Annotated in this window: 20 protein-coding genes; 9 read left to right on the plus strand and 11 right to left on the minus strand. The window is 73.2% G+C overall.

Annotation, left to right across the window (positions count from 1 at the left end):
* Positions 1-619: 619 nt before the first annotated feature.
* The 6 genes from ADL15_RS33150 to ADL15_RS33175 all read right to left on the minus strand — a co-directional run bounded on the left by ADL15_RS33150 (position 620) and on the right by ADL15_RS33175 (position 6,062).
* Positions 620-1,258 carry a response regulator gene (locus ADL15_RS33150; protein WP_067699496.1) on the minus strand — a complete coding sequence of 213 codons (639 nt, stop codon included), beginning with the start codon at positions 1,256-1,258 and terminating at the stop codon, positions 620-622.
* Positions 1,255-3,303, minus strand: a complete 2,049-nt coding sequence (locus ADL15_RS33155) for a sensor histidine kinase (RefSeq protein WP_067699409.1) — start codon at positions 3,301-3,303, stop codon at positions 1,255-1,257. The genes ADL15_RS33150 and ADL15_RS33155 overlap by 4 nt, the downstream gene beginning before the upstream one ends.
* Positions 3,304-3,307: 4 nt before the next feature.
* Positions 3,308-3,940: a hypothetical protein gene (locus ADL15_RS33160; RefSeq protein WP_067699411.1), complete on the minus strand. Its 633-nt coding sequence runs from the start codon at positions 3,938-3,940 to the stop codon at positions 3,308-3,310.
* Positions 3,941-4,040: 100 nt separating this feature from the next.
* On the minus strand, positions 4,041-4,529 hold the full coding sequence (locus ADL15_RS33165) for an SRPBCC family protein (RefSeq protein ID WP_067699413.1): 489 nt from the start codon (positions 4,527-4,529) through the stop codon (positions 4,041-4,043).
* Positions 4,526-4,855, minus strand: a complete 330-nt coding sequence (locus ADL15_RS33170; protein WP_067699415.1) for an ArsR/SmtB family transcription factor — start codon at positions 4,853-4,855, stop codon at positions 4,526-4,528. Before ADL15_RS33170 ends, ADL15_RS33165 begins: the two co-directional genes overlap by 4 nt.
* Before the next feature lie 52 nt (positions 4,856-4,907).
* The gene (locus tag ADL15_RS33175) at positions 4,908-6,062 is read right to left on the minus strand and encodes a Rieske 2Fe-2S domain-containing protein (protein WP_067699417.1); all 1,155 of its coding nucleotides are present in this window, start codon (positions 6,060-6,062) and stop codon (positions 4,908-4,910) included.
* Positions 6,063-6,211: 149 nt separating this feature from the next.
* Between ADL15_RS33175 and ADL15_RS33180 the strand changes: the two genes are divergently transcribed.
* The gene (locus ADL15_RS33180; protein ID WP_067699419.1) at positions 6,212-7,042 is read left to right on the plus strand and encodes a DUF1028 domain-containing protein; all 831 of its coding nucleotides are present in this window, start codon (positions 6,212-6,214) and stop codon (positions 7,040-7,042) included.
* 636 nt (positions 7,043-7,678) lie between these two features.
* Positions 7,679-8,257 (plus strand): peptidase associated/transthyretin-like domain-containing protein, encoded by a 579-nt coding sequence (locus tag ADL15_RS33185; protein ID WP_067699421.1) that lies wholly within the window; start codon positions 7,679-7,681, stop codon positions 8,255-8,257.
* 218 nt (positions 8,258-8,475) lie between these two features.
* On the opposite strand, the gene ADL15_RS33190 is transcribed toward ADL15_RS33185, so the two are convergent.
* The 3 genes from ADL15_RS33190 to ADL15_RS33200 form a co-directional block, all read right to left on the minus strand.
* Positions 8,476-9,360 carry an NPP1 family protein gene (locus ADL15_RS33190; protein WP_083972064.1) on the minus strand — a complete coding sequence of 295 codons (885 nt, stop codon included), beginning with the start codon at positions 9,358-9,360 and terminating at the stop codon, positions 8,476-8,478.
* A 440-nt stretch (positions 9,361-9,800) separates the two neighbouring features.
* Positions 9,801-10,454, minus strand: coding sequence for a response regulator transcription factor (locus ADL15_RS33195; RefSeq protein WP_067699499.1), 654 nt, complete (start codon positions 10,452-10,454; stop codon positions 9,801-9,803).
* A complete protein-coding gene (locus ADL15_RS33200; RefSeq protein ID WP_083972067.1) occupies positions 10,447-11,781 on the minus strand; it encodes a sensor histidine kinase in 1,335 nt (444 codons plus the stop codon). Before ADL15_RS33200 ends, ADL15_RS33195 begins: the two co-directional genes overlap by 8 nt.
* Before the next feature lie 248 nt (positions 11,782-12,029).
* Between ADL15_RS33200 and ADL15_RS33205 the strand changes: the two genes are divergently transcribed.
* Both ADL15_RS33205 and ADL15_RS33210 read left to right on the plus strand, forming a co-directional pair.
* Complete coding sequence (locus ADL15_RS33205) at positions 12,030-12,710, plus strand: ABC transporter ATP-binding protein (RefSeq protein ID WP_232344717.1); 681 nt, start codon at positions 12,030-12,032, stop codon at positions 12,708-12,710.
* Complete coding sequence (locus ADL15_RS33210; protein ID WP_083972070.1) at positions 12,707-15,013, plus strand: ABC transporter permease; 2,307 nt, start codon at positions 12,707-12,709, stop codon at positions 15,011-15,013. The genes ADL15_RS33205 and ADL15_RS33210 overlap by 4 nt, the downstream gene beginning before the upstream one ends.
* 7 nt (positions 15,014-15,020) lie before the next feature.
* Here the strand turns inward: ADL15_RS33210 and ADL15_RS53385 are convergent, their stop codons facing one another.
* Together ADL15_RS53385 and ADL15_RS33215 are read right to left on the minus strand one after the other, a co-directional pair.
* Positions 15,021-15,161, minus strand: coding sequence for a hypothetical protein (locus ADL15_RS53385; protein ID WP_157441754.1), 141 nt, complete (start codon positions 15,159-15,161; stop codon positions 15,021-15,023).
* A gap of 243 nt (positions 15,162-15,404) precedes the next feature.
* Positions 15,405-16,553 (minus strand): EAL and HDOD domain-containing protein, encoded by a 1,149-nt coding sequence (locus ADL15_RS33215; RefSeq protein ID WP_232344712.1) that lies wholly within the window; start codon positions 16,551-16,553, stop codon positions 15,405-15,407.
* Positions 16,554-16,765: 212 nt separating this feature from the next.
* Between ADL15_RS33215 and ADL15_RS33220 the strand changes: the two genes are divergently transcribed.
* From ADL15_RS33220 to ADL15_RS33240, 5 genes are all read left to right on the plus strand, one after another.
* Entirely contained in the window at positions 16,766-18,319 is a 1,554-nt protein-coding gene (locus ADL15_RS33220) for a long-chain-fatty-acid--CoA ligase (RefSeq protein ID WP_067699425.1), read from the plus strand.
* A gap of 170 nt (positions 18,320-18,489) precedes the next feature.
* A complete protein-coding gene (locus tag ADL15_RS33225; RefSeq protein WP_067699427.1) occupies positions 18,490-19,797 on the plus strand; it encodes a hypothetical protein in 1,308 nt (435 codons plus the stop codon).
* On the plus strand, positions 19,794-20,783 hold the full coding sequence (locus ADL15_RS33230) for a glutamate ABC transporter substrate-binding protein (protein WP_067699429.1): 990 nt from the start codon (positions 19,794-19,796) through the stop codon (positions 20,781-20,783). The genes ADL15_RS33225 and ADL15_RS33230 overlap by 4 nt, the downstream gene beginning before the upstream one ends.
* Complete coding sequence (locus tag ADL15_RS33235) at positions 20,780-21,973, plus strand: hypothetical protein (RefSeq protein WP_067699431.1); 1,194 nt, start codon at positions 20,780-20,782, stop codon at positions 21,971-21,973. The genes ADL15_RS33230 and ADL15_RS33235 overlap by 4 nt, the downstream gene beginning before the upstream one ends.
* Positions 21,970-24,375, plus strand: a complete 2,406-nt coding sequence (locus tag ADL15_RS33240) for a serine/threonine-protein kinase (protein ID WP_067699433.1) — start codon at positions 21,970-21,972, stop codon at positions 24,373-24,375. Before ADL15_RS33235 ends, ADL15_RS33240 begins: the two co-directional genes overlap by 4 nt.
* Positions 24,376-24,380 lie beyond the last annotated feature (5 nt).

The raw sequence follows: 24,380 nt of genomic DNA on the forward strand, positions 1-24,380 counted from the left end.
ACCCCACCCCCTCCCCCGCCACACTGTCCAAGGGGGAGCCCCCAGGGAGGGCGGGCTCTGTGCGGCGCGGGACGTTTGCGCGGGGTGGATGCCGCCGGGGCGCTTCCGCGCGTCGAGGCTGGTCGTCACGCCCGGCGGAGGGCGGTGCGGGTACGCGGTTGACCGGTGCGTGCGCCTGCCGCCCCCGGGTGGGCGGTAGATGTCCGCGGTACGGGATCGCGGCCCCCTACCGCCCCTCGCGTGGGCGGCAGACGCACGCACAACCCGATCGCGTGCCGCTACCGCCCTCGAACCCCGCCGAACGCGTGCGCCTACCGCCCGACCGTCATCGATCGCGTGCCCCGACCGCCCTACCGGCATCGATCGCGTACCTCTACCGCCCTACCGGGACCGGACGCGTGCCCCGACCGCCCCGCCGGCACCGCGGCGCGCTCTCACCGCCCCGCCGGCACCGGACGCGGACTCCCGCCGCCGCCCCCGGAAGCTGACCGAGCACCACCCGCGCCAGCCGGACCGCCTCGGTTGCGGGAGCGGCAGTCGCCGTCCGCGATGGCCGGACATCCGCCGGCGAAGGCCTGTCTTCATCAACCCACCAGGACTGCACGGGCACGGCCGGGGATCAGCGGCCCAGACCGGCCTCGCGGGCCTGCACGATGGCCTCGGCGCGGCCGGCCACCCGGAGCTTGGTGAGGATGTTCGACACGTGGTTGCGGACGGTCTTGGCGGACAAGCCGAGCTGCCGGGCGATCTCCGGGTTGGTGCGATGCCCGGCGACCAGTGCCAGCACCTCCCGCTCCCGGTCGGTGAGCTGCGGAAAGGCGGTCTCCGGCGGCCGCGGCCGGAGGAAGTCGGCTATCCGGCGGGCCACACCGGCCCCGAGCAGCGCCTCGCCGTCGGCCGCCGCCCGCACCGCGCGGACCAACTGGGCCCGCAGCGCGCCCTTGAGCAGGTAGCCGCGGGCGCCGGCGCGCAACGCGGCGAACACCGACTCGTCGTCCTCCAGCATGGTCAGCACCACGATCCCGATGTGCGGGGACGCGGCGACGATCCGGCGGGTCGCCTCGATCCCGTCCAGGCCGGGCATCCGGAGATCCATCAGCACCACGTCGGGCTGGCAGCGCAGCGCCTCGGCGACCGCGGTGGCACCGTCGGCCGCCTCGGCAGCCACCTCGATGTCATCGGCCAGGGAGAGCACGGCGCGCAGCCCGGCCAGGAACGGCTCATGGTCGTCGGCGATCAGCACCCGGAGCGGACTCACGACCACACCCCCTCCTGATCAGCCACCGCCACCGAAGCCGGCGCCAGCGCGGCCGGGGACGCGACGACGGGCAACGGGAGGCGCGCGGAGACCGTCGTCCCGCCGCCCGGCCGGCCGCTGATCTCGCAGGAGCCGCCGAGTTCCCGGGCCCGCTCGCGCATGGACACCGTGCCCACCCCGGCCGGGCCGGTGCCCGGCCCCCGCCCGTCGTCGATCACGTCGATCAGCAGCGCACCGTCGCCGGCCCGCAGCACCACCCGCGCCGAGCCGGCCGCCGCGTGCCGGGCCACGTTGGTGAGCGCCTCCCGGACGATCGCGTAGCCGGCCACCTCCACGGCGGCGGGCAGCGGCGGGAGGCCGGCCGCATCCACGCGTACCGGAAATGTGGCGGCGAATTCCCCGGCAGCGACCTGGACCGCACCGGCCAGCCCGAGCTCGTCCAGGGCCGGCGGCCGCAGGCCGTGTGCGATCCGGCGCACCTCGCCGACCGCCTCCGCGCCCCGGGCCAGCACCTCAGCCAGCAGCGCCTCGGCCTGCTCCGGACGGTCGCGCAGCACCGCGACCGCGGCCTCGACCTGCAGGGTCTGCGCGGCCAGCGCCGGCCCGAGGCCGTCGTGCAGGTCCCGGCGCAGCCGCCGGCGCTCCTCCTCACGGGCGGTGACCAGGCGTTCCCGGGAGCGGAGCACCTGGTCGTGCAGCCGGGCGGCGCGCACTGCCGGGGCGCTGTGCCGGGCCAGGTCGGCGAGCAGCCGCCGGTCCCGCCGGTCGTAGGTCTCCCCCGGGGCCCGTGGCGCGACCCGCAACTCGCCGACCACCTCACCCTGCTGCACCAGCGGCGTCCGGACCGATGCCGATACCGCGGTGCCGCTGCCGGCCAGCACACTCCCGTCCGGTGCCACGATCGCCGCGTAGGGCGAGCGCATCGCCCGCCGCACCGAGGCGGCCAGCGCGGGCAGCGAGGCGTCCGGGTCCTCCAGCCGCCGGGCCAGTGCGGTCACCACCGCGTACGGATCCTCCCGCTGCCCGTAGGTGACCCGGTTCGCCCAGCCGCGCAGGCGGCGCCGGAGCGGCTCGACGAGCACCGTCACCACCGCCGCGGCCAGGAACGACGCCACCGGATAGCCACGCAGCTCGACACCCCGCGCCGCCCACGTGACGATCACGGCGTAGACCGCGGTGAGCGCGGCGGTGAGCGTGCCGTACAGCAGCGCCCGGTTCAGGATCGGGTCGATGTCCCACAGCCGGCGGCGCAGCACGGCCCGCGCGATGGCGATCGGGACCAGGCAGAACAGTCCGCCGAAGGCCAGCATCGTCAGGCCGTTGTAGACCAGCGCACCCGGCCCGGACCGGCTGAACACCGGCAGCGGCTGGAGGCCGGCCACCAGCCCGAAACCGGTCATCGCGGCGATCAGTGCGGCGGCCACCCACTTGGTCTGCTGGCGCTGGGCCGGGGTGGAGACGCGCCGGTAGCGGTGCACCTGCGCGGTGACGCCGCAGCCGATCCAGACCAGGGCCAGGCCGATGTCGAGCGGCTCCGGGATCGTCCCGGTCTCCGCGACCACCACGTGGATCGCCAGGCCGAGGCAGGCCCAGCGGGTCCAGCGCGGGGTGAACCGGCCGTCCGGGAAGACGAAGACCAGCCCGAAGAACCCGATGAAGGCGGCGTCCGCGACGACCTCGGTGGCCACCGCGAGCGGCGCGGGCCAGCCGGGGACCGGCACCGTGTTCGGCCAGATCCCGCCGAACGCGATCAGGACCCCGGCGCAGAGCAGCGCGGCCCGGTCGTCCGGGCGGCGGATCAGGATCAGCAGGCCGACCCCGATGAAGATCACTGCGATCAGGCAGAGACCGGTGAGCCAGGCGACCGCGTACGCGCCCGGCGGGACACCCCACCCGGCGAGCCCGGCGCGGACCGCGTCCGGGTGCGGCACCAGGTACGGGTCGAACGCCACGAGCCGCCGGTACGCCGACGGCAGCGACGCCACGAACCCGGCCGCTGCCAGCGCGGCCAGGATCGTGAGAGCGGGACCGGGGATCCGGCGCACGTCTTCAGTGTGCGTCCGCGAGCACCGGTACGGTCTCGGCCGTCCGGCCGGTGGCGGTCCGGTACCCCGCGTACGCGAGCAGTCCGAGCAGCACGCCGACGACCTCCTGCTCGACCGGTCCGAGCAGGACGATCGCGATCGGGCCGGCCGCCACCGCCCAGCCGAGCCAGCGCGGGAACACCCGGGCGCGGGCCGTCGCGATGCCGAGGAGCAGCAGGCCCAGGTTGAGCGCGATCAGGCCGGCACCGACGTACCAGAGAAAGCCGTTGGTGATCTCGTCCAACGCACCGTCCACGGCGAGATCGGCGTTGCCGGGCCGGGCGTAGAGCGCCGGGGCCACGAAGTCGTAGAGCGGCCGGGTGCCCACCTCGAGACCGGCCCAGCCGAGGAAGGTGAGCAGGAACCCGATCGCGCCGAGCCGGCCGGCCCGGTGGGCCTGCACGGCATAAAAAGCCGGCAGCCCGAGCAGGGTGAGCAGCCCGCCCAGCACCCCGACCACACCGACCGCGGTGAACGCCGGGTTGACCGTCTTGTCGTCGGCGAAGTCCTGCCCGATCGCGGCGGCGGCGCTGAGCACGCCACCCGCGCAGAGCACGCCGCCGCCGGTCCGGATCAGCCGATCGATGGTCGTCGTCATGGAACCCACGTCCTCTCGTCAAGGATTCACGTGGGTCCACCCTCGCGGCCCGGTGTCCCGGGCCGCGCGTGACGGCGTCCCGGCCGGACCGGGACGTCTGTCAGGTGGTCGCCAGGACCGCGTCGATCTGGCCGAGGGCCAGCCGCATGCCCTCCTCCATGCCCATCTTCAGCTGCATCTGCAGGGCCTCGGCGTCCGCGAAGTGGTTCACCACCGTCATCCGCGTCCCGCTCGGGGTGCTCTCCAACGTGACCACCACGTGCCCCGGCCGGTCGGCGTCGACCGGCTCGCCGTGCTTGTCGGCGAAGCCGTCGTCGAGCTCCAGCCGGTGCGGCGCCTCGATCGCGGTGATCGTCCACCAGCCGTGCGACTCGGTGCCGTCCGGGCCGGTCATGTGGTAGCGCGCGGCGCCGCCCGGCGTGAACTCGTACCGGGTGAAGGTGGCCGGCCAGGTCGGCGGGCCCCACCAGCGCTCCAGCTTGCGAGGATCGGCCCAGACGCCCCAGACCTGCTCGGCCGGCGCGTCGAAGTCGGCGACGAACGTCAACGTCAACGCCTCGGTGTCGGTGGTGCTCCCGGTGACCGTCATGTCTCCTCCTGAAGGAGTTCGGTGATCCGGTCGGCCCGCTGCCGCCAGATCCTCTCGTACGTGTCCATCAGCCCGCCGACCACGTCCCGCAGGGCGGACGGGTTGCCGTGCACGATCTGCTCCCGCCCGCGCCGCTCCTTCGTGACCAGCTCGGCCCGCTCGAGCACCGCGACGTGCTTCTGCACGGCCGCGAAGCTCATCGGGTAGAGCCGGGCGAGCGCCGAGACGGACTGTCCCGCCCGGCTCACCCGGGTCAGGATGTCGCGCCGCGTGGCGTCGGCGAGCGCGTGGAACACGAGATCCGCGCCGTCCTCACCTACAACCATGTGGTTGTACGTTAGTCCGCGGCGGACAAGACCACAAGCGGATCGCGGGACGTCAGGAGCGGAAGTCGGCCAGGATGCGGCGGAGGTGGACGCCGAGCAGGTCCGCGCGGACGTGCAGCTCGTCGCGCATGCGCAGGGGCAGACCGGTGATCCGGAGCCGCTGCTGCAGCTCCAGGTCCTCGGCGAGCACCGCCTCCTCGAACGCGACCTCGCCGGCGACCACCTCGGCCGATGGGTCGGGCACGCCGCCGATGCCGTGGAACAGCATCTTCGTGTAGATCCGGGTGCTCGTCGCGGACTCCGGCTGGGCGAAGAACAGGATCGTCTTGACCGCGCCGGCGTCCAGCTCCTCCAGGCGCAGCAGCAGCTGGAACGGGGCGCGGTAGACGTAGGTGGCCCGGCGCCGCTGGCGGACCGGGCGGATCCCGGCGAGCACCCCGGGGTCCTCCGGGTTGTCGAACCACTGCTCCTGCACGCTGCGGCAGCCGTACGGCTCGGTGCTCACCTCGTACCGGGGAACGGTTTTCTCCTCGGCGGCGCCGAAGGTCTTCGCGTGCACGAACGGGAAGTGCGCCACGTCCAGGAAGTTGTCGGCGACCAGGCCGGCCGAGGCGGGCGTGCGGGCCGGGGGCAGCCAGGCGCCCACGTAGTCGCGGTCGTCGGCATCCGGGTCGGTGAACAGGCCGACCTTCGGCTCGTCCGGGGCCAGCCAGATCATGCCCCAGCGCTCCTGGGTGCGGGACTCGGCGAGCCGGAACGTCTCGCCCAGCAGCTGCACCTCGTCGAGCCGCTCGGTGGCCAGGCCGACCGGGTGCCACCCGTGCCGCAGCGCCGGGTCCTCGTTGGTGAGCAGCTCGGTCGGGTCCGGGGCGGGGAGGCCGGCCGCGAGCACGTGGATCGTACCGTCGAAGATCTTGATTGGTGGTCCTGGTGGCAGGCTCGCTCGCGGCGGGATGGACCCCTGCGACGGCACCGTGACGCACGCGCCGGACGCGTCGAACTCCCAGCCGTGATAGGCGCAGCGCAGCCGGCCGTCCTCGACGACCGCCGCGGACAGCGGCACGAGGCGGTGCGGGCAGCGGTCCGCGAACACCACCGGGTCCGCGTCGGGTTCCGGGCGATAGACCATCAGGGGTACGCCGTCGGCGGTCACGGCGAGCGGACGCGTGCTGACCTCGGCGTCCCGGGCGATCGGTAACCACTGCATTTCCGCAGTCTGCACCGCGTTTGTTACCAGCTCCGTCCTTGTTCATCGGCCGTGTCAGCCGCGCGGTCGCCGGCTCTGTCCTTGGTCATCGGCTTTGGCAGCGCGCGGTTGCCGGCTGTGGCGGCGTGCGGTTCGGATAGCGTGCGGCCATGACGTTCTCGATCGTGGGCCGGTCCGCCGACGGCGCGGCCCTGGGTGTGGCGGTGGCCAGCAAGTTCCTCGGTGTCGGCGCGGCGGTGCCGGCCGCGCTGGCCGACGTCGGCGCGGTGGCCACCCAGTCCTACGCCAATCTCGCCTACCGGCCGCAGGGGCTCGCGCTGCTGGGCACCGGGGTGGCCGCGGCGGAGGTGGTCAAGGCGCTGATCGCCGGGGACGCCGGGCCGGTCGGGCACCGGCAGGTCGGCGTGGTCGGCACGGCCGGGCCCGGGGCGACGTTCACCGGCCCGGACTGCCATCCGTGGGCCGGCGGCGCGGCCGGTGACGGGTATGCGGCCCAGGGCAACATGCTGGCCGGACCGGCGGTGGTCGAGGACATGGCGAAGCAGTGGCTGGGGTCCGCGTCCGACTCACGGATCGCGTATCGGCTGCTGGCGGCGCTGCGCGCCGGAGATCAGGCAGGCGGTGACCGGCGTGGGCGGCAGAGCGCGGCGTTGCTGGTGGTCGCCAAGGGCCAGGGGTACGGGGGAACCAGCGACGTGCTGGTCGACCTCCGCGTCGACGACCACCCCGATCCGGTCGGCGAGCTGGGCCGGCTGCTCGAGCTGCACACGATGTACTTCGACCGTCCCGACCCGGCGACGCTGCTGCCGCTGACCGGGGAACTCGCGGCCGAGGTCCGGCGGCGGCTGACCGATCTCGGCCAACACGACGCGGATCTGGACGAGGCCCTGGCCTCCTGGGCCGGCATCGAAAACCTGGAGATGCGCATCGTCCCAGCCGCCATCGACCCCCTCGTCCTGACCCAGCTCCGCGCCGCCTGACACCCCCACGCCCCCCGACACCCTCGCGACGCCGGACGCCCCGGCTGGCCCTCAGGGGTGTCTCGAGGGCGCTGAGACACCCCTGAAAACCAGCCAAGACCGCAGCCACTCCAGACCCGCAGCGCACCCCGCTCCCTCCGGCTGGCTCTCGGGGGTGCCTCAAGGGCGAGAAGGCACCCCCACGAGCCAGCCAAGACCGCACGGCTGGCTTCCAGCGGTGCCATCCGGGCCGCGAGGCACCCCTCAGCACCAGCCGAGACCGCAGCGCATCTCGCTCGCGCCCGGCCGGCTTCCAGGGGTGTCTCGCGGCCCGGGCCCGGGGCGGCCTGCCGCTGCTCTGCGGGTCGGGCCGGGGGCGGCCGCCGCTGTCCGGCGGCTCGATCTCGGGGCGGCCGCCGCTGTCCGGCGGCTCGGTCTCGGGGCGGCCGCCGCTGTCCGGCGGCTCGGGCTCGGGGTGGCCTGTCGCTGCCTGTGGCTTGGGCCGACGTGGCGGGGTGGCGCTCCGGGGGTTGGTCTCAGGGCTCGGGACGGCGGCCGCCACAACGCGAATATTTACGGCAAAAGACCTATTTGAGTCTTTTACCCCTGCGATGATCATTTACGGGACGTAAGTCGTCAGGGGACGTAGGGACAAAAATGGGACACGAGGAGCGCGCCGCCGCGCCGGTGATGAACCGGCGCGCCGTCATCACACTGGACTTCCCCGGACCGGTGCCGGCGATCTGCCAGCTCCGGCCCGCACCCGCCGCCGCCGGGGACCGGTTCGTGGTCCAGCGGGAGCTGGCGCCGGCCGGGTCCGGCGTGCCGATGATGGTCCGGATCCGGGTCCTCGACGCGCTCGACCGGCCACTGCCCGGGGCGGTCCTGGAGATCTCGCAGCGCGCGCCGGAGCCGTCCGCACCGGACCTGTGTGGCGCGCAGATGACCGACCCGCACGGGTACGCCGAGTTCAAGACGGTGTTCCCGGGCTGGGACGCGGACCTCCCGGCCGGCTTCGACGTGACTCTGTACCTGGCCGGCGCCCGGGACACCGGCCGGTTCCACTTCCCGGCCCAGGTGACCGGGCAGGTGGCGACGCTGCCCGCCTACCGGAGGAACCCGGCACCGCTGCCCCCGCCGGAACAACCCGCGGGGATCATGCACGTGGTGCCGCGGGACCGCTACGACCTGGCCGCCGGCCTGCTCGCCACGATCAGCGCGGTCACCGACCGGTAGCAGCCGGCGGTCGCGGTCTCCGGTGCACGGGGCTGCGCCGGACGTCGAGCCGCCGGCCCCCGCGGAACGACTCGTGGCGCACGCCGGCCGGGTCAGGTCTGCGGCTGAGCGGAACGGGCGGAACTCTGGCGCTGAGGTCGTACCGAAGAGGAAGCGGCCTGAGCCGAGGCGGACCGGGAAGCGTCCGGACCGCCTCGACCCGATGGTGAAAATCGGTCTCAGACCGCCGGGTTGAAGGTGATACCGGCGGGCATCGCGTCGGTGATCAGGCCGACGAAGTTGGCGTCCTTGAGGCCGAAGTTCGCGCTGCCGAAGTCGTAGTTGCTGAGCGTGGTGCGCACGCCGGCCGACGGGAAGCCAGTCCAGCCGACGAGCGTCGGGTACTGCCAGACGTGGTAGGCGTTCTCGGCCGGTTCGTCGCCGCTGTTGGCGAGCCGGAAGCAGTGCGTGCTCGCGCCGTCCTTGTGATAGACGATCTTCGGGTGGGTGCCCGTGAAGATCACGCTGCTCGCGGCGTGCACGGTGAAGTCGCCGTGGTTCGAGGTGGCGACGTACTTGGCGACGTCGTTCTGGGTCCAGACCACGACGTGCTCCCAGTCGTGGCGGTGGCCGCCGATCGAGCTGTTCGCGAGTGCCTGGTCCTTCTCGAAGTAGAGGCCGTACGCGATCGCGCACCAGCCGTTGTTGCACTTGTAGCGCGAGTAGCCGTTCGTGTTGTCCAGGTCGGACGTGTCGTGGCAGTCGCCGCTGAGCGAACCGGCCGGCTTGAGACCGCCGTTGACCGTGCCGGTCGGGCCGATTGCCGGGCTCGGATAGCAGCCGTCGGTGTCGTAGTCGTACGCCGGCTGCCACTTCGTCTCGACCGCCTCGGCGTTGCCGGGCAGCTTGGCTGGTGGCGCGGCCAGGGCCGGGGTCGCACTGGCGAGCAGGACGGCCAGCGCACTGCCGGCGACGACCATCGCGCGGCGGACGCTCCGGCCGCGTGGCGCCGGAGCGGCGGGTGCGTGGCCGGTGCGACCGGAACCGGTGCGGCCGGAACCGGCAAGGTCAAGGCTGACCAGGTCGGGGCTGGTGGGCTCGGGGGGAATGGTCGGGGAAACCATGAGCCGGACTCCTTCACGTATCGATCAGGGGTGATCGCTCCGAAGATTTCCGCACGGCCGGCCGGAGGGCACGGGTCCGGCAGGCAGCGCCCGGATCAACGCTGCACGAACACTCCCCGCACGCCGGCCGCCGGGGATACCCGCCGGTAACAACCGGCCCCAGCTTGGCTTGCTCCACCTCCGATATCAATAGCCATCGGTCAATCTTTTCGAGGGGTGGCGCCTCTCTCGATCGAGCCCGCGCCCTCTCCGGCCCGGCCCGCGATCCTTCCGATCGGTGCCCTGCCCCGCCTCGGGTCCGGATCGCGCATCTCCCGGCCAGGCCCGTTGTTCTCTGCGATCCGCCCTTCGTCTCCGCCCTCGGTCCGGCGACCACTCCTCCCCGCAGGCCCGCGCCCTCCCGTTCCCTTTTCGGCCGGCGACGCCCGCTCGCCTCACGATCAGCCCCGCAGGTAGGCGAGCACCGCGCGGACCCGGCGGTGATCGTCGGCGTCGGGTGGCAGGTCGAGCTTGGTCAGCAGGCCGTTGATGTGTTTCGCCACCGCGGCCTCGGAGACCGTCAGCTCCCCGGCGATCGCCGCGTTCGACCGGCCCTCGGCCATCAGCCCGAGCACCTCACGTTCCCGGACGGTGAGCCGGTGCAGCGGATCCCGGCGCCGGGACAGCAACTGACGGACCACCTCCGGATCCACCACGGTGCGCCCGCCGGCCACCGCGACCAGCGCGTCGACGAACTCGGTCACATCGCCGATCCGCTCCTTGAGCAGGTACCCGACCCCGGTCCCTCCGCCCGAGTCGAGCAGCTCGGCGGCATAGGTCTGCTCGACGTACTGACTCAGCACCAGCACCGGCAACTCCGGATCCGCGGCCCGCAGGGCGATCGCGGCCTGCAGCCCCTCGTCGCTGAAGCCGGGCGGCATCCGCACGTCGGTGACCACCACGTCCGGCCGGTGCTCCCGCACCGCGGCCCGCAACGCGTCGGCGTCACCGACCGCGGCCACCACATCGTGCCCGAAACGCCGCAGCATCCCGGACACACCCTCCCGGACGATCACCCCGTCCTCCGCGATCACCACCCGCAGTGACTCACTCATGCCCACTCCCCACATCACCGCTGGTCGAATCTCCCGCCTCACCGACGGGTGGCTTTGCCGCAGCGCGGCCGGGCAACGACGGCAGGTCCTCCGGGGGGAGCGGGAGCTCCACGCGCAGCACCGTGGGGCCGCCCGGTGGACTGGCCAGGGCCACCGAGCCGTTCACCACCTCGACCCGGTCGGCGAGGCCGATCAGGCCGGTGCCCGCCGACGGGTCGGCGCCGCCGCGGCCGTCGTCGCGGATCTCGACGATCAGGCGGCCCTCGGTGAACCGGCCGGTGACCCGGGCCCGGGTCGCGCCGCTGTGCTTGGCCACGTTGGTCAGCGCCTCCGCGATCACGAAATACGCCGTCAGCTCCAGGCTGATCGGGAACCGGCCGGGCAGGTCGAAGTCCAGGTCGACGGGTAACGGCGCGATCGACGCCACCTCGCCGGCCGCCGCCGGCAGGCCCCGGTCGGTCAGGATCTTCGGATGCACCCCGCGGATCAGCTCGCGCAGCTCGATCTGCGCCTGCTTGGCCAGGTCGTGCGCGGCGGCCACGGCCTCGGCGGCCGGACTGCCCGGCGGCAGCTCCAGCCGGGCCATGCCGATCTGCAGGCTGAGCGCCACCAGCCGCTGCTGGGCGCCGTCATGCAGGTCCCGCTCGATCCTGCGGCGTTCCAGCTCGAACGCGTCGACCAGCCGGGCCCGCGACCGGGTGACCTCGATCAGCTTCTCGTCGGCGTCGTGTGCGCGCGGGGCCAGGATCGCCCGGGCCATCGCGGCGCGGGCGCCGGCCCAGGCGGTCACCGGCCAGGCCAGCACCACGGTCAGCGGGATTCCGGCGGCGAACATCAGCAGGCGGTGGCCCCACTGCTCGTCGGTCATGTAGAACGGCGCGCCCAGGGTCGCGCCCGGCACGAAGACCACCACGCCGACCACCAGCAGGTCCATCCAGCAGAGCAGGCCGGCCGAGACCATCGCATAGCCCAGCTCGCGCCAGGTGACCTGCTCGCGCAGCCGGACGCCGAGCCAGGCCCGCAGCCCGGGCCGCAGCACCGGCCGGTGCGGATCGGGCAGCACGTCCGCGTCGACCAGGCGCATCCGGCGGCGCTCCATCCGGGCGACCGCGATGCCGGAGAGTGCGGTCGCCACGTAGGCGGCCAGGCCGATCACCAGGATCGACAGCAGCGCGCCGATCAGCACCAGCAGGATCACCACCGACACCGTGACACAGCCGAGCAGCGCGCCGCCGCTCAGATAGGCGAGCGAGCGCCACGGCCAGCCCGACCGCAGGAACACGGTGGGCCGGAGTGTGAGCGCCTCGAGCGCGTTGCGAGCCGGCATGAAGGGCACGGTACCGCCGGGAATCGATGCCGTCGGTAGTGCTGGCGTTACCTTGCAGACTCACTCCTGCGTGACTGCGCCGGACCCGCCGAACCGGTTGGCTGAACGGCATGACGACCCGAGACGACGACGCGACCGCCGTAGAAAACGACGACGCGACCGTCGTGGAAAACGACGACGCGACCGTCGTGGAAACCGACGCCACAGCCGCCGTGGAACTGCGCGCGGTCACCAAGCGCTACGGCAGCATGGTGACCGCCCTCGACGCGATCGACGCCCGCTTCGCCCGGGCCACCTTCACCGCCGTGATGGGCCCGTCCGGCTCCGGCAAGTCCACCCTGCTGCACTGCGCGGCCGGCCTCGACCGGGCCGACGGCGGCGAGGTGACCATCGACGGCACGCCGCTGCGGGGCCTGAGCGAGCGCGCCCTGACCCGGTTGCGGCGCAGCCGGGTGGGTTTCGTCTTCCAGGCGTTCAACCTGATCCCGGCCCTGACCGCCGAGCAGAACGTGGTGTTGCCGCTGCGGTTCGCCGGTCGCCGCCCGGAGCCCGGCGCGGTGGCCGCGATGCTGGCCGAGGTGGGCCTCACCGACCGGGCCGGGCACCGCCCGTCCGAGCTGTCCGGCGGCCAGCAGCAACGGGTGGCGATCGCCCGGGCGCTGGTCACCCGGCCCGCGGTGCTCTTCGCGGACGAGCCGACCGGCGCGCTCGACGCCCGGTCCGGCGCCGAGGTGCTGCGCCTGCTGCGTGCCGCGGTGGACCGGCACCGGCAGACCGTCGTGATGGTCACCCACGATCCGGTGGCCGCCGCGCACGCCGATCGCGTGTTGTTCCTGGCCGACGGCCGGGTGGTGGACGACCTGACCGGACCGGTCGGCGCCGAGAAGATCGCGGTGCACACCGCGCGCCTCGAGGAGGCGACCCGATGATCGCCTGGGCGATGGTCCGGCACCGATTCGCGAGCTTCGCCGGGACGTTCGTGGCGATCGCGCTCGGGGTGGCGGTGGTGGCCGGTTCCGCGACGCTCTACCTCTCCTCCCGGCCGCAGCCACCGGAGCGGTACCGCGCGTCCCCGGTGATGGTGCAGGCCCCCTCGGTGGGCACCAGCGACTCCGGCCAGCCGGAGGTCCGTTCCTGGACCCCGGACGAGCTCACCGAGGTCACCCGGCGGCTCGCCGAGGTGCCCGGGGTGACCGCGGTAATTCCCGACCCGGTCTTCTACGTGCAGGAGCGCGGCACCGAGGATGACGGGACGGCACAGCTGGCCGGGCACACCTGGTCCTCGGCCGCGCTCGGCGGGTACGCGCTGACCGCGGGCCGGGCGCCGGTGGCGCGGGGCGAGGTGGTCACCGCCCGGACACCGGGCAGCACGCTCGAGGTGCTCACCGCGGCTGGACCGGAGACCTGGACGGTCACCGGCACGACCGGCGCGCCCGGGTTCTCCGTGGCGGACCGGGACGCGTTGGGCCGGGCGTCCGGCGTACGCGTGATCGGTCTGACCGGGACCGGCGATCAAGCGCGAGTGGCGGACGCGGCGCAAGCCCTGATCGGCGCGGCCGGCACGGTCCGGACCGGGCCGGATCGCGCGGCCCTGGAACCGGAAGCGGTGACCCGGATCCGCTGGCTCGGCGCGCAGCTGCTGATCGCGCTGGTCACCTTGGGCGCGTTCGCGACGGTGTTCGTGGTCGCCTCGACGTGTGCGCTGACCGCCGCGCAGCGCCGCCGCGAGCTGGGCCTGCTGCGGGCCGCCGGCGCCACGCCGGGCCAGGTCCGCCGCCTGATGTACGCGGAGACCGCGCTGGTCGCCGTGCTGGCCGGGCTGGCCGGCGCCCCGCTCGGTGTCACGCTCGCCCCGCTGCTGGCCGGCCCGATGACCGATTTCGGTCTGGAACCACCCGGGTACACGGCGACGTGGCAGCCGGCCGCGGCCGGTGGCGCGATCCTGCTCGGTCTGGTCGTCGCCCTCGCCGGGGTGGCGGTGGCGGCCCGCCGGGCGAGCCGGGTGCCGCCGCTGGCCGCGATGCGTGAGGCTGCCGCCGAGACCCGGGCGATGACACCGGCCCGCTGGGTGGCCGGCCTGCTCACCACGGCGGCCGGGGTGGCCCTGCTGGCGGTGATGCCGGCCGTCTCCACGCAGAGCAAGACGTCCGCCGGTCTGGGCGCCGCGATGCTGCTGCTCACCGGGGCCGCGCTGCTGGCGCCGGTGGTGATCGGCCCGCTGGTGCGGCTGGCGACCGCGCCGTGGCGGGGCTCGGCGACCGGGACGGTGGTCCGCGAGGGCACCCTGACCGGGGTCCGCCGGGTCGCCTCGACGGCCGCGCCGGTGCTGGTGACGGTCGGGATGACGGTGCTGCTCACTGGCATGATCGCGACGATCGAGGAGGCCGCCGGGATCGACGGGACCGCGGACATCCCGGCGGCCACCGTGCTGGCGCCGGACGGCACGCCCGGGCTGACCGAGGCGGCGGTGCAGGGCCAGCCGGGCACGTCGAGGCTGGACACCCGGGTGCTGCTCCGGCACGGCACGGTGACCACCGGCGAGCAGGCCGCCGGTGTGGCCGGCGCGCCGGTCACGCTCACCCCGCAGACCGCGAAGGAGCTGGGCGTCTCCCGCGGCGAGGCGATCACCCTGCGGTGGGCGGACGGCACGGTCGCGGAGCTTCCGGTACGCCGGATCGACCCGGACGCCGACGCTCCGGTGGTGCTGCCCCGCGACCTGGTGCGCCGGCACGACCCGGACGCGCTGACCGGCATGGTGGTGCTGACCGGCGAGCCACGGCCGGCCGCGGGCGCGCGGGCGCTGTCCGCCCGCGACTGGGTGCAGGAGGACATCGACGAGGAGGGCCGGCTGATCGACCTGTTCCTGTGGGTGCTGATCGGGCTGACCGCCGGGTACACCGCGATCGCGGTGTCGAACACGCTGCTGATGGCGACCGCCGCCCGCCGGCCGGAGTTCCGCGCGCTGCGGCTGGCCGGGGCCGGGCTGGGCCAGGTCCTCCGGATCACCACGGCCGAGGCTTTGCTCGCGGCGCTCGTCGGCGCGCTGCTGGGCGGGGCGGTGGGCGCGCTGTCACTGACCGGGGTCCGCGCCTCGGTCGAGGACGAGCTGGGCCAGCCGGTGGCCCTGGTCATCCCGTGGGGCGCGGCGCTGGGAGTGGCCGGGCTGTGCGCGGTGCTCGCGGTCGCCAGCACCGCGATCCCGGTGCTGCGCCGGACGACGGCCACCCGATGAGCACGGCTCAGGCCGCCACGGTCTCCGGCCGGTGGTGCCGGATCCCGGCCAGGATGGCCACCGGCACCGCGGCCTTGCCCGGCACGTAGACGGTCTGCGCGACCCATCGGCGGGGCGCCGAGCAGCGAGGCGACCAGGTGCGCCACACCGGCCGCTGCGGGCACCTGCCACCCGGGGCGGGCCGGCGGTGGTCCAGGGAGAGCAGTGCCGCCGGACCAGGATCAGACAGTTCGGTTGCAACCGGACCGGATTCAGGTCCCGGCTGGTTGTCAGGGGTGCCTCAGCGGCGCTGAGACACCCCTGACGACCAGCCAACCACCCGGCACCGGACCGCGATCAGCACCGGGCCGAAGGGGGCACGGCCAGCCGGCCAGCGGAAGACGGACCGCGGTCAGCGTGGGCGTTTGGGGTTGAAGCGGTGGGCGGCGGTGAGCGTACGAGTCGACCAGCGCATCGCGTCCAGCGCCGGCACGGCCAGGTCCTCCGAGCCCACCTCGCCGGCCTCGTACGCCAGAACCGCGTTCAGCACCTGGCCGAGGCGGCCGGTGCCCTGGGTGAGCGCGTCCGCCACGTCCTCGGTGAGCGGCAGCTGCTCGGCCATCGCCGCGATGGTGATCCCCATCAGCCGGGTCATCCCGGTGACCAGCCCGGCCACGAACGCGGCACCCGGGTCGGCGCCGAAGCGCGCTGCCAGGTTCTCGCAGAGCCGGGCCTGGGTCAGCGCGGTGAGCAGCTGCTCCTCGGGGGCCTCGCCGACGTCGTCGACCACCATCAGGGTGGCCCAGCGGCGGATCCGGGTGAGGCCGACCAGCATGATCGCCTGGCGGACCGAGGAGATCCGGCTGACCACGCCGGCCGCGACCGAGTTGCTGACCCGCAGCACCCGCATGGCCAGCGCCGGGTCGCTCACGATGATCGAGGTGATCTTGTCGAGCGGCACGTCCGGGGACATCAGGGCGGCGACCAGTTCGAGGCGGCGCAGCCGGGACGGGGAGAGGCTGGGCGTGCTGAGCACCTGGGGACGGCTGAGGATGTACCCCTGGCGCAGCTCCATGCCGTACCGGTCGGCGATGGCGACCTCGGCCTCGGTCTCCAGCCGTTCGGCGACCAGCTGGATGCCCGGGTACTGCCGGCAGGCCGCGACGATCTCGTCCAGCCGGCTCAGGTCACCGTCCAGCAGGTCGAGTTTGACGTAGGAGGCCAGCCCGAGCAGTTGCTCGTGGCCGGAGCCCCAGACGAAGTCGTCCAGGGCGATCTTGTAACCCGCCTCGGCCAGCGCGGTGATCCCGTCGATCACCTCGTCGTCCACCGTGACCGTCTCCAGGACCTCCAGCACCACCTGCTCCGGCCCGAACGGCAAGGGCAGCCGGCCGGTCACGAACTCGCGGGTGAGGTTGATGAAGCACGGCCGGTTGCCGGCCACCTCGGCGATCCCGAACTCGGTGAAGGCATTGATCATGACCGTACTCGTCGCATAGGTGTCCTGCCGGCCGGACGCGATGGCGTCCATGCGGCCGCGAAAAAGCAGCTCGTACGCCACGACGGCACCCTTGGCGTCAAAGATCGGCTGACGACCGACGTGCACCGCATCCATTACCGGGATTCCCACGCCGCAGCCATCGGCACCGAATCGGGCGACCTGACGAATCCCGCCCAGGAAACAATGCCGAAACGACGGGTTCCCTGGCGACGGAGCGCATGTTGGGATGAGACCGCCGTCACAGCACACCGTTCTGTAAGGGGAACCACCGGATGCTCAACCTCTCCGTCCTTCTGGAGGACAGCGCCCGCCGCTACCCGGACCGCGCCGCCGTGGTGCTCGGCCCGCAGCGCCTGACCTACGCCCAGGTGGACGCGGCGGCGAACCAGGTGGCGAACATGCTGGTGGCTCGGGGCATACAACCGGGCGACAAGGTAGCGCTCTCCTGTCCCAATCTGCCCTATTTTCCGATCGTCTACTACGGCATCCTCAAAGCCGGTGCCGTCGTGGTCCCGCTGAACGTGCTCCTCAAGGGCCGCGAGATCGCCTATCACCTCCAGGATTCCGAGGCGAAGGCGTATTTCTGCTTCCAGGGCACCCCGGAACTCCCGATGGGCGCCGAGGGGCACGCCGGCTTCGGCGGCGCCGCCGGCTGCGAGCAGTTCTTCCTGATCACCGCGGACCCGGCGGCCGCCTCGCCGATCGAGGGCGCCGAGACGCTCGGTCAGGCCCTCGCCGGTCAGGGACCGGTCTTCGAGACCGTGCAGCGCGCCGAGACCGACGCCGCGGTGATCCTCTACACCAGCGGCACGACCGGGCAGGCCAAGGGCGCCGAGCTGTCCCACGCCAACCTGGTGCTGAACGCGCTGACCTGCAACCGGCTCTTCGCCTCGCAGCCGGCCACCGACACCCACCTGCTGGTGCTGCCGCTGTTCCACTCGTTCGGCTCGACGGTGAACATGAACGCCGGCTTCTCGGTGGCCGCCACCCTGGTGCTGCTGCCGCGCTTCGACGCGGACGCCGCGGTCGCGTTGTTGCAGAGCGAGAACGTGACATTCTTCGCCGGCGTCCCGACCATGTACTGGGGTCTGCTGAACACCCTGGATAAAAAGACAGGCGTCGACGTGGAGCGGATCGCCGCGAACATGCGGGTGGCCGTCTCCGGCGGCTCCAGCCTGCCCGTCGAGATCATCAAGGCGGTCAAGGAGCGCTTCGGCGTGACCATCCTGGAGGGGTACGGGCTCTCCGAGACCTCGCCGGTGGCCACGTTCAGCGACCCGGGCGGTGAGCCCCGGCCCGGCTCGATCGGCATCCCGATCTGGGGCGTCGAGGTGAAGCTGATCGACGCGGAGTGGAACACGGTCGGCGGCGTCGACGAGATCGGCGAGGTCGCGATCCGCGGCCACAACATCATGAACGGGTACTACAACCGGCCCGAGGCGACCGCCGAGGTGATGCGGGACGGCTGGTTCCGCACCGGTGACCTGGCCCGCCGGGACAAGGACGGCTACTACTACATCGTCGACCGGGCCAAGGACATGATCATCCGGGGTGGCTTCAACGTCTACCCGCGGGAGATCGAGGAGGTCCTGATCACCCACGAGGCGGTCTCGCTGGCCGCGGTGATCGGCGTGCCGCACCCGAGCCACGGCGAGGAGGTCAAGGCGTTCGTGATCCTCACACCGGGCGCCACGGTCACCGAGGACGAGCTGGTCGCCTGGGGCAAGGAGCAGATGGCCTCGTACAAGTACCCCCGGATGGTGAGCATCGTGCCGTCGCTGCCGATGACCGCCACCGGCAAGCTGCTCAAGCGCGAACTGAGCTGACCGGGGCTCAGGCGCGAGGCTGACAACAGGCGTAATCAAACCGGCGCCCGGCGGGATATCCGCCGGGCGCCGGCGCTTCATAGACTCAGCCCGTCCACCGCACACCGGTGATCCTTGCGCCGGTGACGCACAGTGGACGGGCAGGACCACCCCGCCGTACGGAGGCAAGCGTGACCACAGCCCTGGCGCAACGGACCCCGCCGGCCGCGCGATACACGCCACCGGCGAGCGGCGTCCTGAGCCGGGTCGGCAACCTGCGGCAGCACTCCCCCGGCCGCCTTCAGCTGATCCTCGCCGCCCTGCTCGCCCTCGGCCTGCTCACCGGCCTGGTCGCCGGGCTGACCGCGCACTCCGCCTCGGCCGGCACCACCCGCCTGGCCGACCGGGCCCAGCCGCTGCTGGTCGAGGCCGAGACGATCTACTCGGCGCTGGCCGACGCGGACACCACCGCGGCGCAGGCGTTCCTGGCCGGTGGCCTGGAGCCGGTCGAGCTGACCCGGCGCTACGACGACGACCTGGCCCGCGCCGCCACCGCGCTGACCGACGCGGCCCGGCTGGTCCCGGCCGGCGACGACGCGGCGACCTCGGTCGAGGCGCTCGCCACCGGCCTGGCGAAGTACTCGGCGCTGGTCGCCACGGCCCGGGCCAACAACCGGCAGGGCCTGCCGATCGGCGCGTCCTACCTCTCCACCGCCTCCCAGCTGAACCGGGACACCCTGCAGCCGCAGGCGCAGGCGCTGTTCCGCAGCGCCGGCGACGAGGTCGACGCCGGGTACGACGCGGCCCGCAGCTCCTGGTGGCTGATGCTGCTGGTGGTGCTGTTCGTCGCGCTCGGCGTCGCGCTGTTCTGGAGCCAGATCTACCTGAGCCGGTCCACCCGCCGGACGTTCAACGTCCCGCTGGTCGCCGCGACCGGCCTGATCGGGCTGCTGATCCTGACCACCGCGGTGCTGTTCACCAACCAGCGTTCGCACCTCAGCGGCGCCGACCGGGAGGGTTCCGGCCCGGTCGCGGCGCTCGCCGAGATGCGGATCATGGTGCTCGGCGAGCGGGCCGACGAGGCGCTCACCCTGGCCGCCCGGGGCGGCTCGGACAAGGAGGCGGACTTCGACCGGACCGCCGGCGCCCTCGACTTCGGCGACGACCGGGTGGTCGGCGTCCCCGGCCTGATGATCCGGGCCGAAGAGCAGCACACCGCGTACGTGGCGGTGCACGACAAGGTGCGCGCGCTGGACGAGGGCGGCGACTACGACGGCGCGGTCAAGCTGGCCGTCGGCACCGAGGCCGGTCAGGCGTTCGGCGACCTGACCGGGACGCTGGACGAGGCGATCACCGACCGCAAGGCCGCCTTCACCACCCAGATCGAGGACGCCGGCAGCGGGCTGGACCTGCTGACCGTGCTCGGTCCCCTGCTCGCGCTCGCGGCGTGTGCGCTCGCCGCGATCGGTATCCGCGCCCGCCTGGAGGAGTACCGATGACGCGTACCCGTCTCGCCCTGATCGCCGCCGCCACCGTGACCGTGCTGGTCACCGCGGCGGGCTGCGGCGGCGACTCGTCCCCGCGCTACGACGCCACCCCGGCGCCCAGCTCCGCGACCGGCGCCGGCCCGGGTGACCCGCAGGCCGCGCCGGCCACCTCGGCACCGGCCTCCGAAGCCCCGTGCAACGCCCGGGCCAGCCTGCGCCCGTCCGGCGCGCTGCCGAAGGCCGGGAGCATGCCGGCCGGCAGCCGGATGGCCGCGATCCAGAAGCGGGGCCGGCTGATCCTCGGCACCAGCCAGGACACCCTGTTGTTCAGCTCGCGCAACCCGATCACCGGCCAGATCGAGGGATTCGACGTGGACATGGGGCGCCTCGTCGCGCAAGCCATTTTCGGCGACCCGCAGAAACTGCAGATCAAAGTCATCGGGTACGACCAGCGCGTCAACTCGGTGCTGAAGAACGACGTGGACCTGGTCGCCGACACGATGACCGCGAACTGCGCCCGGTGGAAGGACGTGAACTTCTCGTCCATCTACTTCGAGGCCGGCCAGCGTGTCCTGGTCAGCAAGAACTCGACGGCGAAGAGCGTGGAGGACCTGGGCGGCAAGAAGGTCTGCTCGGTGGCCGGGTCGACGTCGTACGACAACATCGGCAAGGTGAAGTCCAAGCCGATCCCGGTGGCCCGCACCAGCTTCGGCGACTGCCTCGTCGCGTTCCAGCAGAACGAGGTGGACGCGATCTCCACCGACGACACCATCCTGGCCGGGATGGCCGCCCAGGACCCGTACGCGAAGCTGATCGGCGACCGGTACACCGAGGAGCCGTACGGGATGGCGCTCAACCGCGACGACCCGGAGTTCACCCAGTTCGTGAACGCGGTGCTGGAGAAGGCGCGGCAGGACGGCACCTGGACCAGGACGTACGAGAAGTGGCTGGGCCGGCTCGGCCCGGCCCCGAAGCCACCGGCGGCCCAGTACCGATGACCGACCCTTCGGTAGCACCCGCCGACGCCGAACTGGCCCGCCTGGAGACGGCCGTGCACGCCATCTCCACGAACCTGGTCGACCTGGACGACAACGCCGACCGCAAGAACCTGGACACCACCACGCTGACCGGCCGGACCGCCACCGAGTGGGCCGACGCGAGCGACGCCCTCGCCACCCTCTGGGACGGCTACCGGATGCTCACCGAGTCGATCGGGCGGGCCCAGGCGCTGCGCGGTCAGCGGCGGTTCACCGACCGGGACCGGGCAGCGTTCCTGCACGAGGTGCTGGGCCGGTCGATCCTGCTGTCCACCACCGTCGTGCCGCTCGCCCAGCGCGGGCTGCTCGGCGCCGGCCAGCGGACCACCACCTGCTCGCCGGGTGAGCTGCTGGCCGCCATGGAGCAGGCGTTCGGCACCGCGGTCGACGTGGTCACCCGGGCCGGCGAGGCGTGGCAGCGGCTGCTCCCGGGCGCCGCGGACGCCGCCGCCGGCATCGACCGGGGCCGCGAGCTGTCCCGCCGGGCCGGTGCGCCGACCGCCCTGTTCGACCAGGCCGACCGGCTGCTCGGCGACCTCACCGGCTCGCTCGCCACCGACCCGCTCGGCGCCGATCCGGCGATCCTCGACCGGGTCCGGGAGCTGGCCCGCCGGGCCGACGCGGAGCGCACCTCGGCCGCCGAGCTGCGTGACTCGCTCACCCGGCGGCTGGCCGAGGCCCGCGACCGGGCCGACGAGCTGGACCGGGCCGGCCGGGCCGCCGCCGAGGCGTACGAGCGGGCCGCCGGCCGGTTCCCCGGCTCGCAGGTCGCCACGGTGCGCCCGGTGAACCTGCGCCCCGACCTGGCCGCCGTCGAGGCCCTGGCGGCCGCCGGGCAGTGGGCGCTGATCAGCCCGCGGCTCGCCCAGTGGACCCGGGCGGCCCGGGAGCGGCTGGCCGCGCTGCAGACCGTCGCCGCGCACAACGACCGGCTGCTCGCCGACCGCAACGAGCTGCGGGGGCGGCTCAGCGCGTACCAGGCCAAGGCGCTGCGGCACGGGCTCGGCGAGCACCCGCGGCTCTCCCCGCTCGCCGAGCGGGCCCGGGCCCAGCTGTACTCCGCGCCGTGTGAGCTGGATCAGGCTCGTGCGGCGCTGAACGCGTACCAGGAAGCGCTCACCGCCACGATCGCGAGGGATGCCCGGTCATGAAATGCCAGCGGAACTGCCCCGGGACCATCGAGGACGGCTACTGCGACACGTGCGGGCTGGCGCCCGCCAAAGCCCCATCAACACCGACAAAGGCCGAGATTTCGGGCAGCGGCACGGCAGGGGGCAGCGGCACGACGGCGAGCACCGGCACCGCGGGGAGCACCGGCACGGCGCCCAGCGCCGCCGCCGACACCGGCAAGTGCGCCCGCCAGGGCTGCGACGGCACGATCGAGGACGGCTACTGCGACACCTGCGGGCTGGCTCCGGCCGGCAAGTCCGGGGTGCCTCAGCCGCGCACGGCGACCGCCGCCAGCACCCGCTCCGGCACCCAGCACTCCTCGCGCACCACCGGCTCGCTCTCCACCCGTACCGGAGGAAGCCGTCGCGGCAGCGGCCGCACCGGATCCAGCCGCCGGTTCGGCAGCGGTCTCGTCGAGATCACCCCGATCGCCAAGGTCGACCCCTCGAGCACGCTGATGGCCGACCCGCAGGTGCCGGAGTCCAAGCGGTACTGCGCCAAGTGCAACAACCCGGTCGGCCGGTCGCACGGCGACCGCCCCGGCCGCACCTCCGGGTTCTGCCCGTCCTGCGGCGAGGCCTTCAACTTCACCCCGAAACTCGTCAAGGGCGACGTGGTCGGCGGCCAGTACGAGGTGGCCGGCGCCCTGGCGCACGGCGGCCTGGGCTGGGTCTACCTCGCCGTCGACCTGCGCGTCTCGAAGCGCTGGGTGGTGCTCAAGGGCCTGCTGAACTCCGGTGACGAGGACGCCCTGGCGGCCGCGCTGGCCGAGCAGCGGTTCCTGGCCGAGGTCGAGCACCCGAACATCGTCAAGATCTACAACTTCGTCGAGCACGACGGCGCCGGCTACATCGTGATGGAGTACGTCGGCGGCAAGTCGCTCAAGGACATGCTCAAGTCGCGGATGCAGGCCAACGGCGGTGCGGCCGACCCGCTGCCGCTGGACCAGGCCCTGGAATTCGTCATCGAGATCATGCCGGCCTTCGGCTACCTGCACGAGCGTGGCCTGATCTTCTGCGACTTCAAGCCGGACAACGTTATCCAGTCCGGCGACCAGATGCGGCTGATCGACCTGGGCGGCGTGGTGCACGTCGACGACCAGGAGGCGGCGCTCTACGGCACGGTCGGCTACCAGGCGCCGGAGATGGCCACCGACGGCCCGTCGATCGCCTCCGACCTCTACACGATCGGCCGCACCCTGGCCGTGCTGACCACCGACTTCCGCGGCTACCAGAGCACGTTCAAGGAGAGCCTGCCGGACCGCGACTCGTTCGAGCTGTACAAGACGCACGAGGCGTTCTACCGGCTGCTGGACCGGGCCACCCGGCCGAACCCGCACGACCGGTTCGTCGACGCCGGCGAGATGCAGGAGCAGATGCTCGGTGTGCTGCGCCAGGTGGTCGCCGCGCAGGGCACGCCGAAGCCGGCGCCGTCGAAGGTGTTCACCGGCGAGCTGCGCACCGACCTGAAGTCGGACGCGCCGCGATGGCAGGACCTGCCCACCCCGCTGATCGACCTGACCGACCCGGCGGCCGGCTTCCTCGCCTCGATCACCGTGACCGACCCGGCCGAGGTCCTGGCGCTGCTCAAGCACGCGCCGCAGGAGACCGTCGAGGTGCGGCTGCGGGCGATCCGGGCGCAGATCGACCTGGGCGCCCGGAGCGGCTCCTTCGGCGACGCGATCGCGGCCCGCGACGCGTTCGTCGGTGCCGACGGTGCGGACTGGCGGCTGGCCTGGTACGACGGGCTGCTCGCGCTCGCCGGCCAGGACTGGGCGAAGGCCCGGGAACGGTTCGACGCGGTCTGGTCGGCGCTGCCCGGTGAGCTCGCGCCGCAGCTGGCGCTGGGCTTCGCCGAGGAGCTGGCCGAGCGGCAGAAGGTGGCCGCCGGGTACTACGACGTGGTCAGCCGGACCGATCCGTCGTACACCACGGCCGCGGCCGGGCTGGCCCGCTGCCGGCTGTTCGGCGGGGACCGGTCCGGGGCGGTGGAGGCGTACCAGCGGGTGCCGGGCACCTCGTCGGCGTACGCGATCTCGCAGGTCGGCGCGGTCCGGGCGCTGGTCCGCCCGCACCCGTCGGCACTCGTCGACATCAAGGCGCTGACCGACGCGGCGGCGCTCATCGAACGGCTCGAGGTGGAGCGGGCGCAACTCGCCGAATTGCGGGCTGAGCTGCTGGAACAGGCGCTGACCTCGCTCCGCGGCGGTTCCCGGATCCCGGCCGCGGTGCTCGGCGGGCCACGGACCGGGGACACCGGGGAGAAGGACGTCCGGTTCGCGCTGGAGGATGCGTACCGGGAAATGGCGCGCGCCGCGCACGGACCGGAGAAGATCCGGCTGGTCGATCTGGCCAACGCGGCGCGGCCGCGCACCCGCACCTAGTGAAG

Origin of the sequence: Actinoplanes awajinensis subsp. mycoplanecinus (genome assembly GCF_001509495.1) — a bacterium.
Classification (GTDB): Bacteria; Actinomycetota; Actinomycetes; order Mycobacteriales; family Micromonosporaceae; genus Actinoplanes; species Actinoplanes palleronii.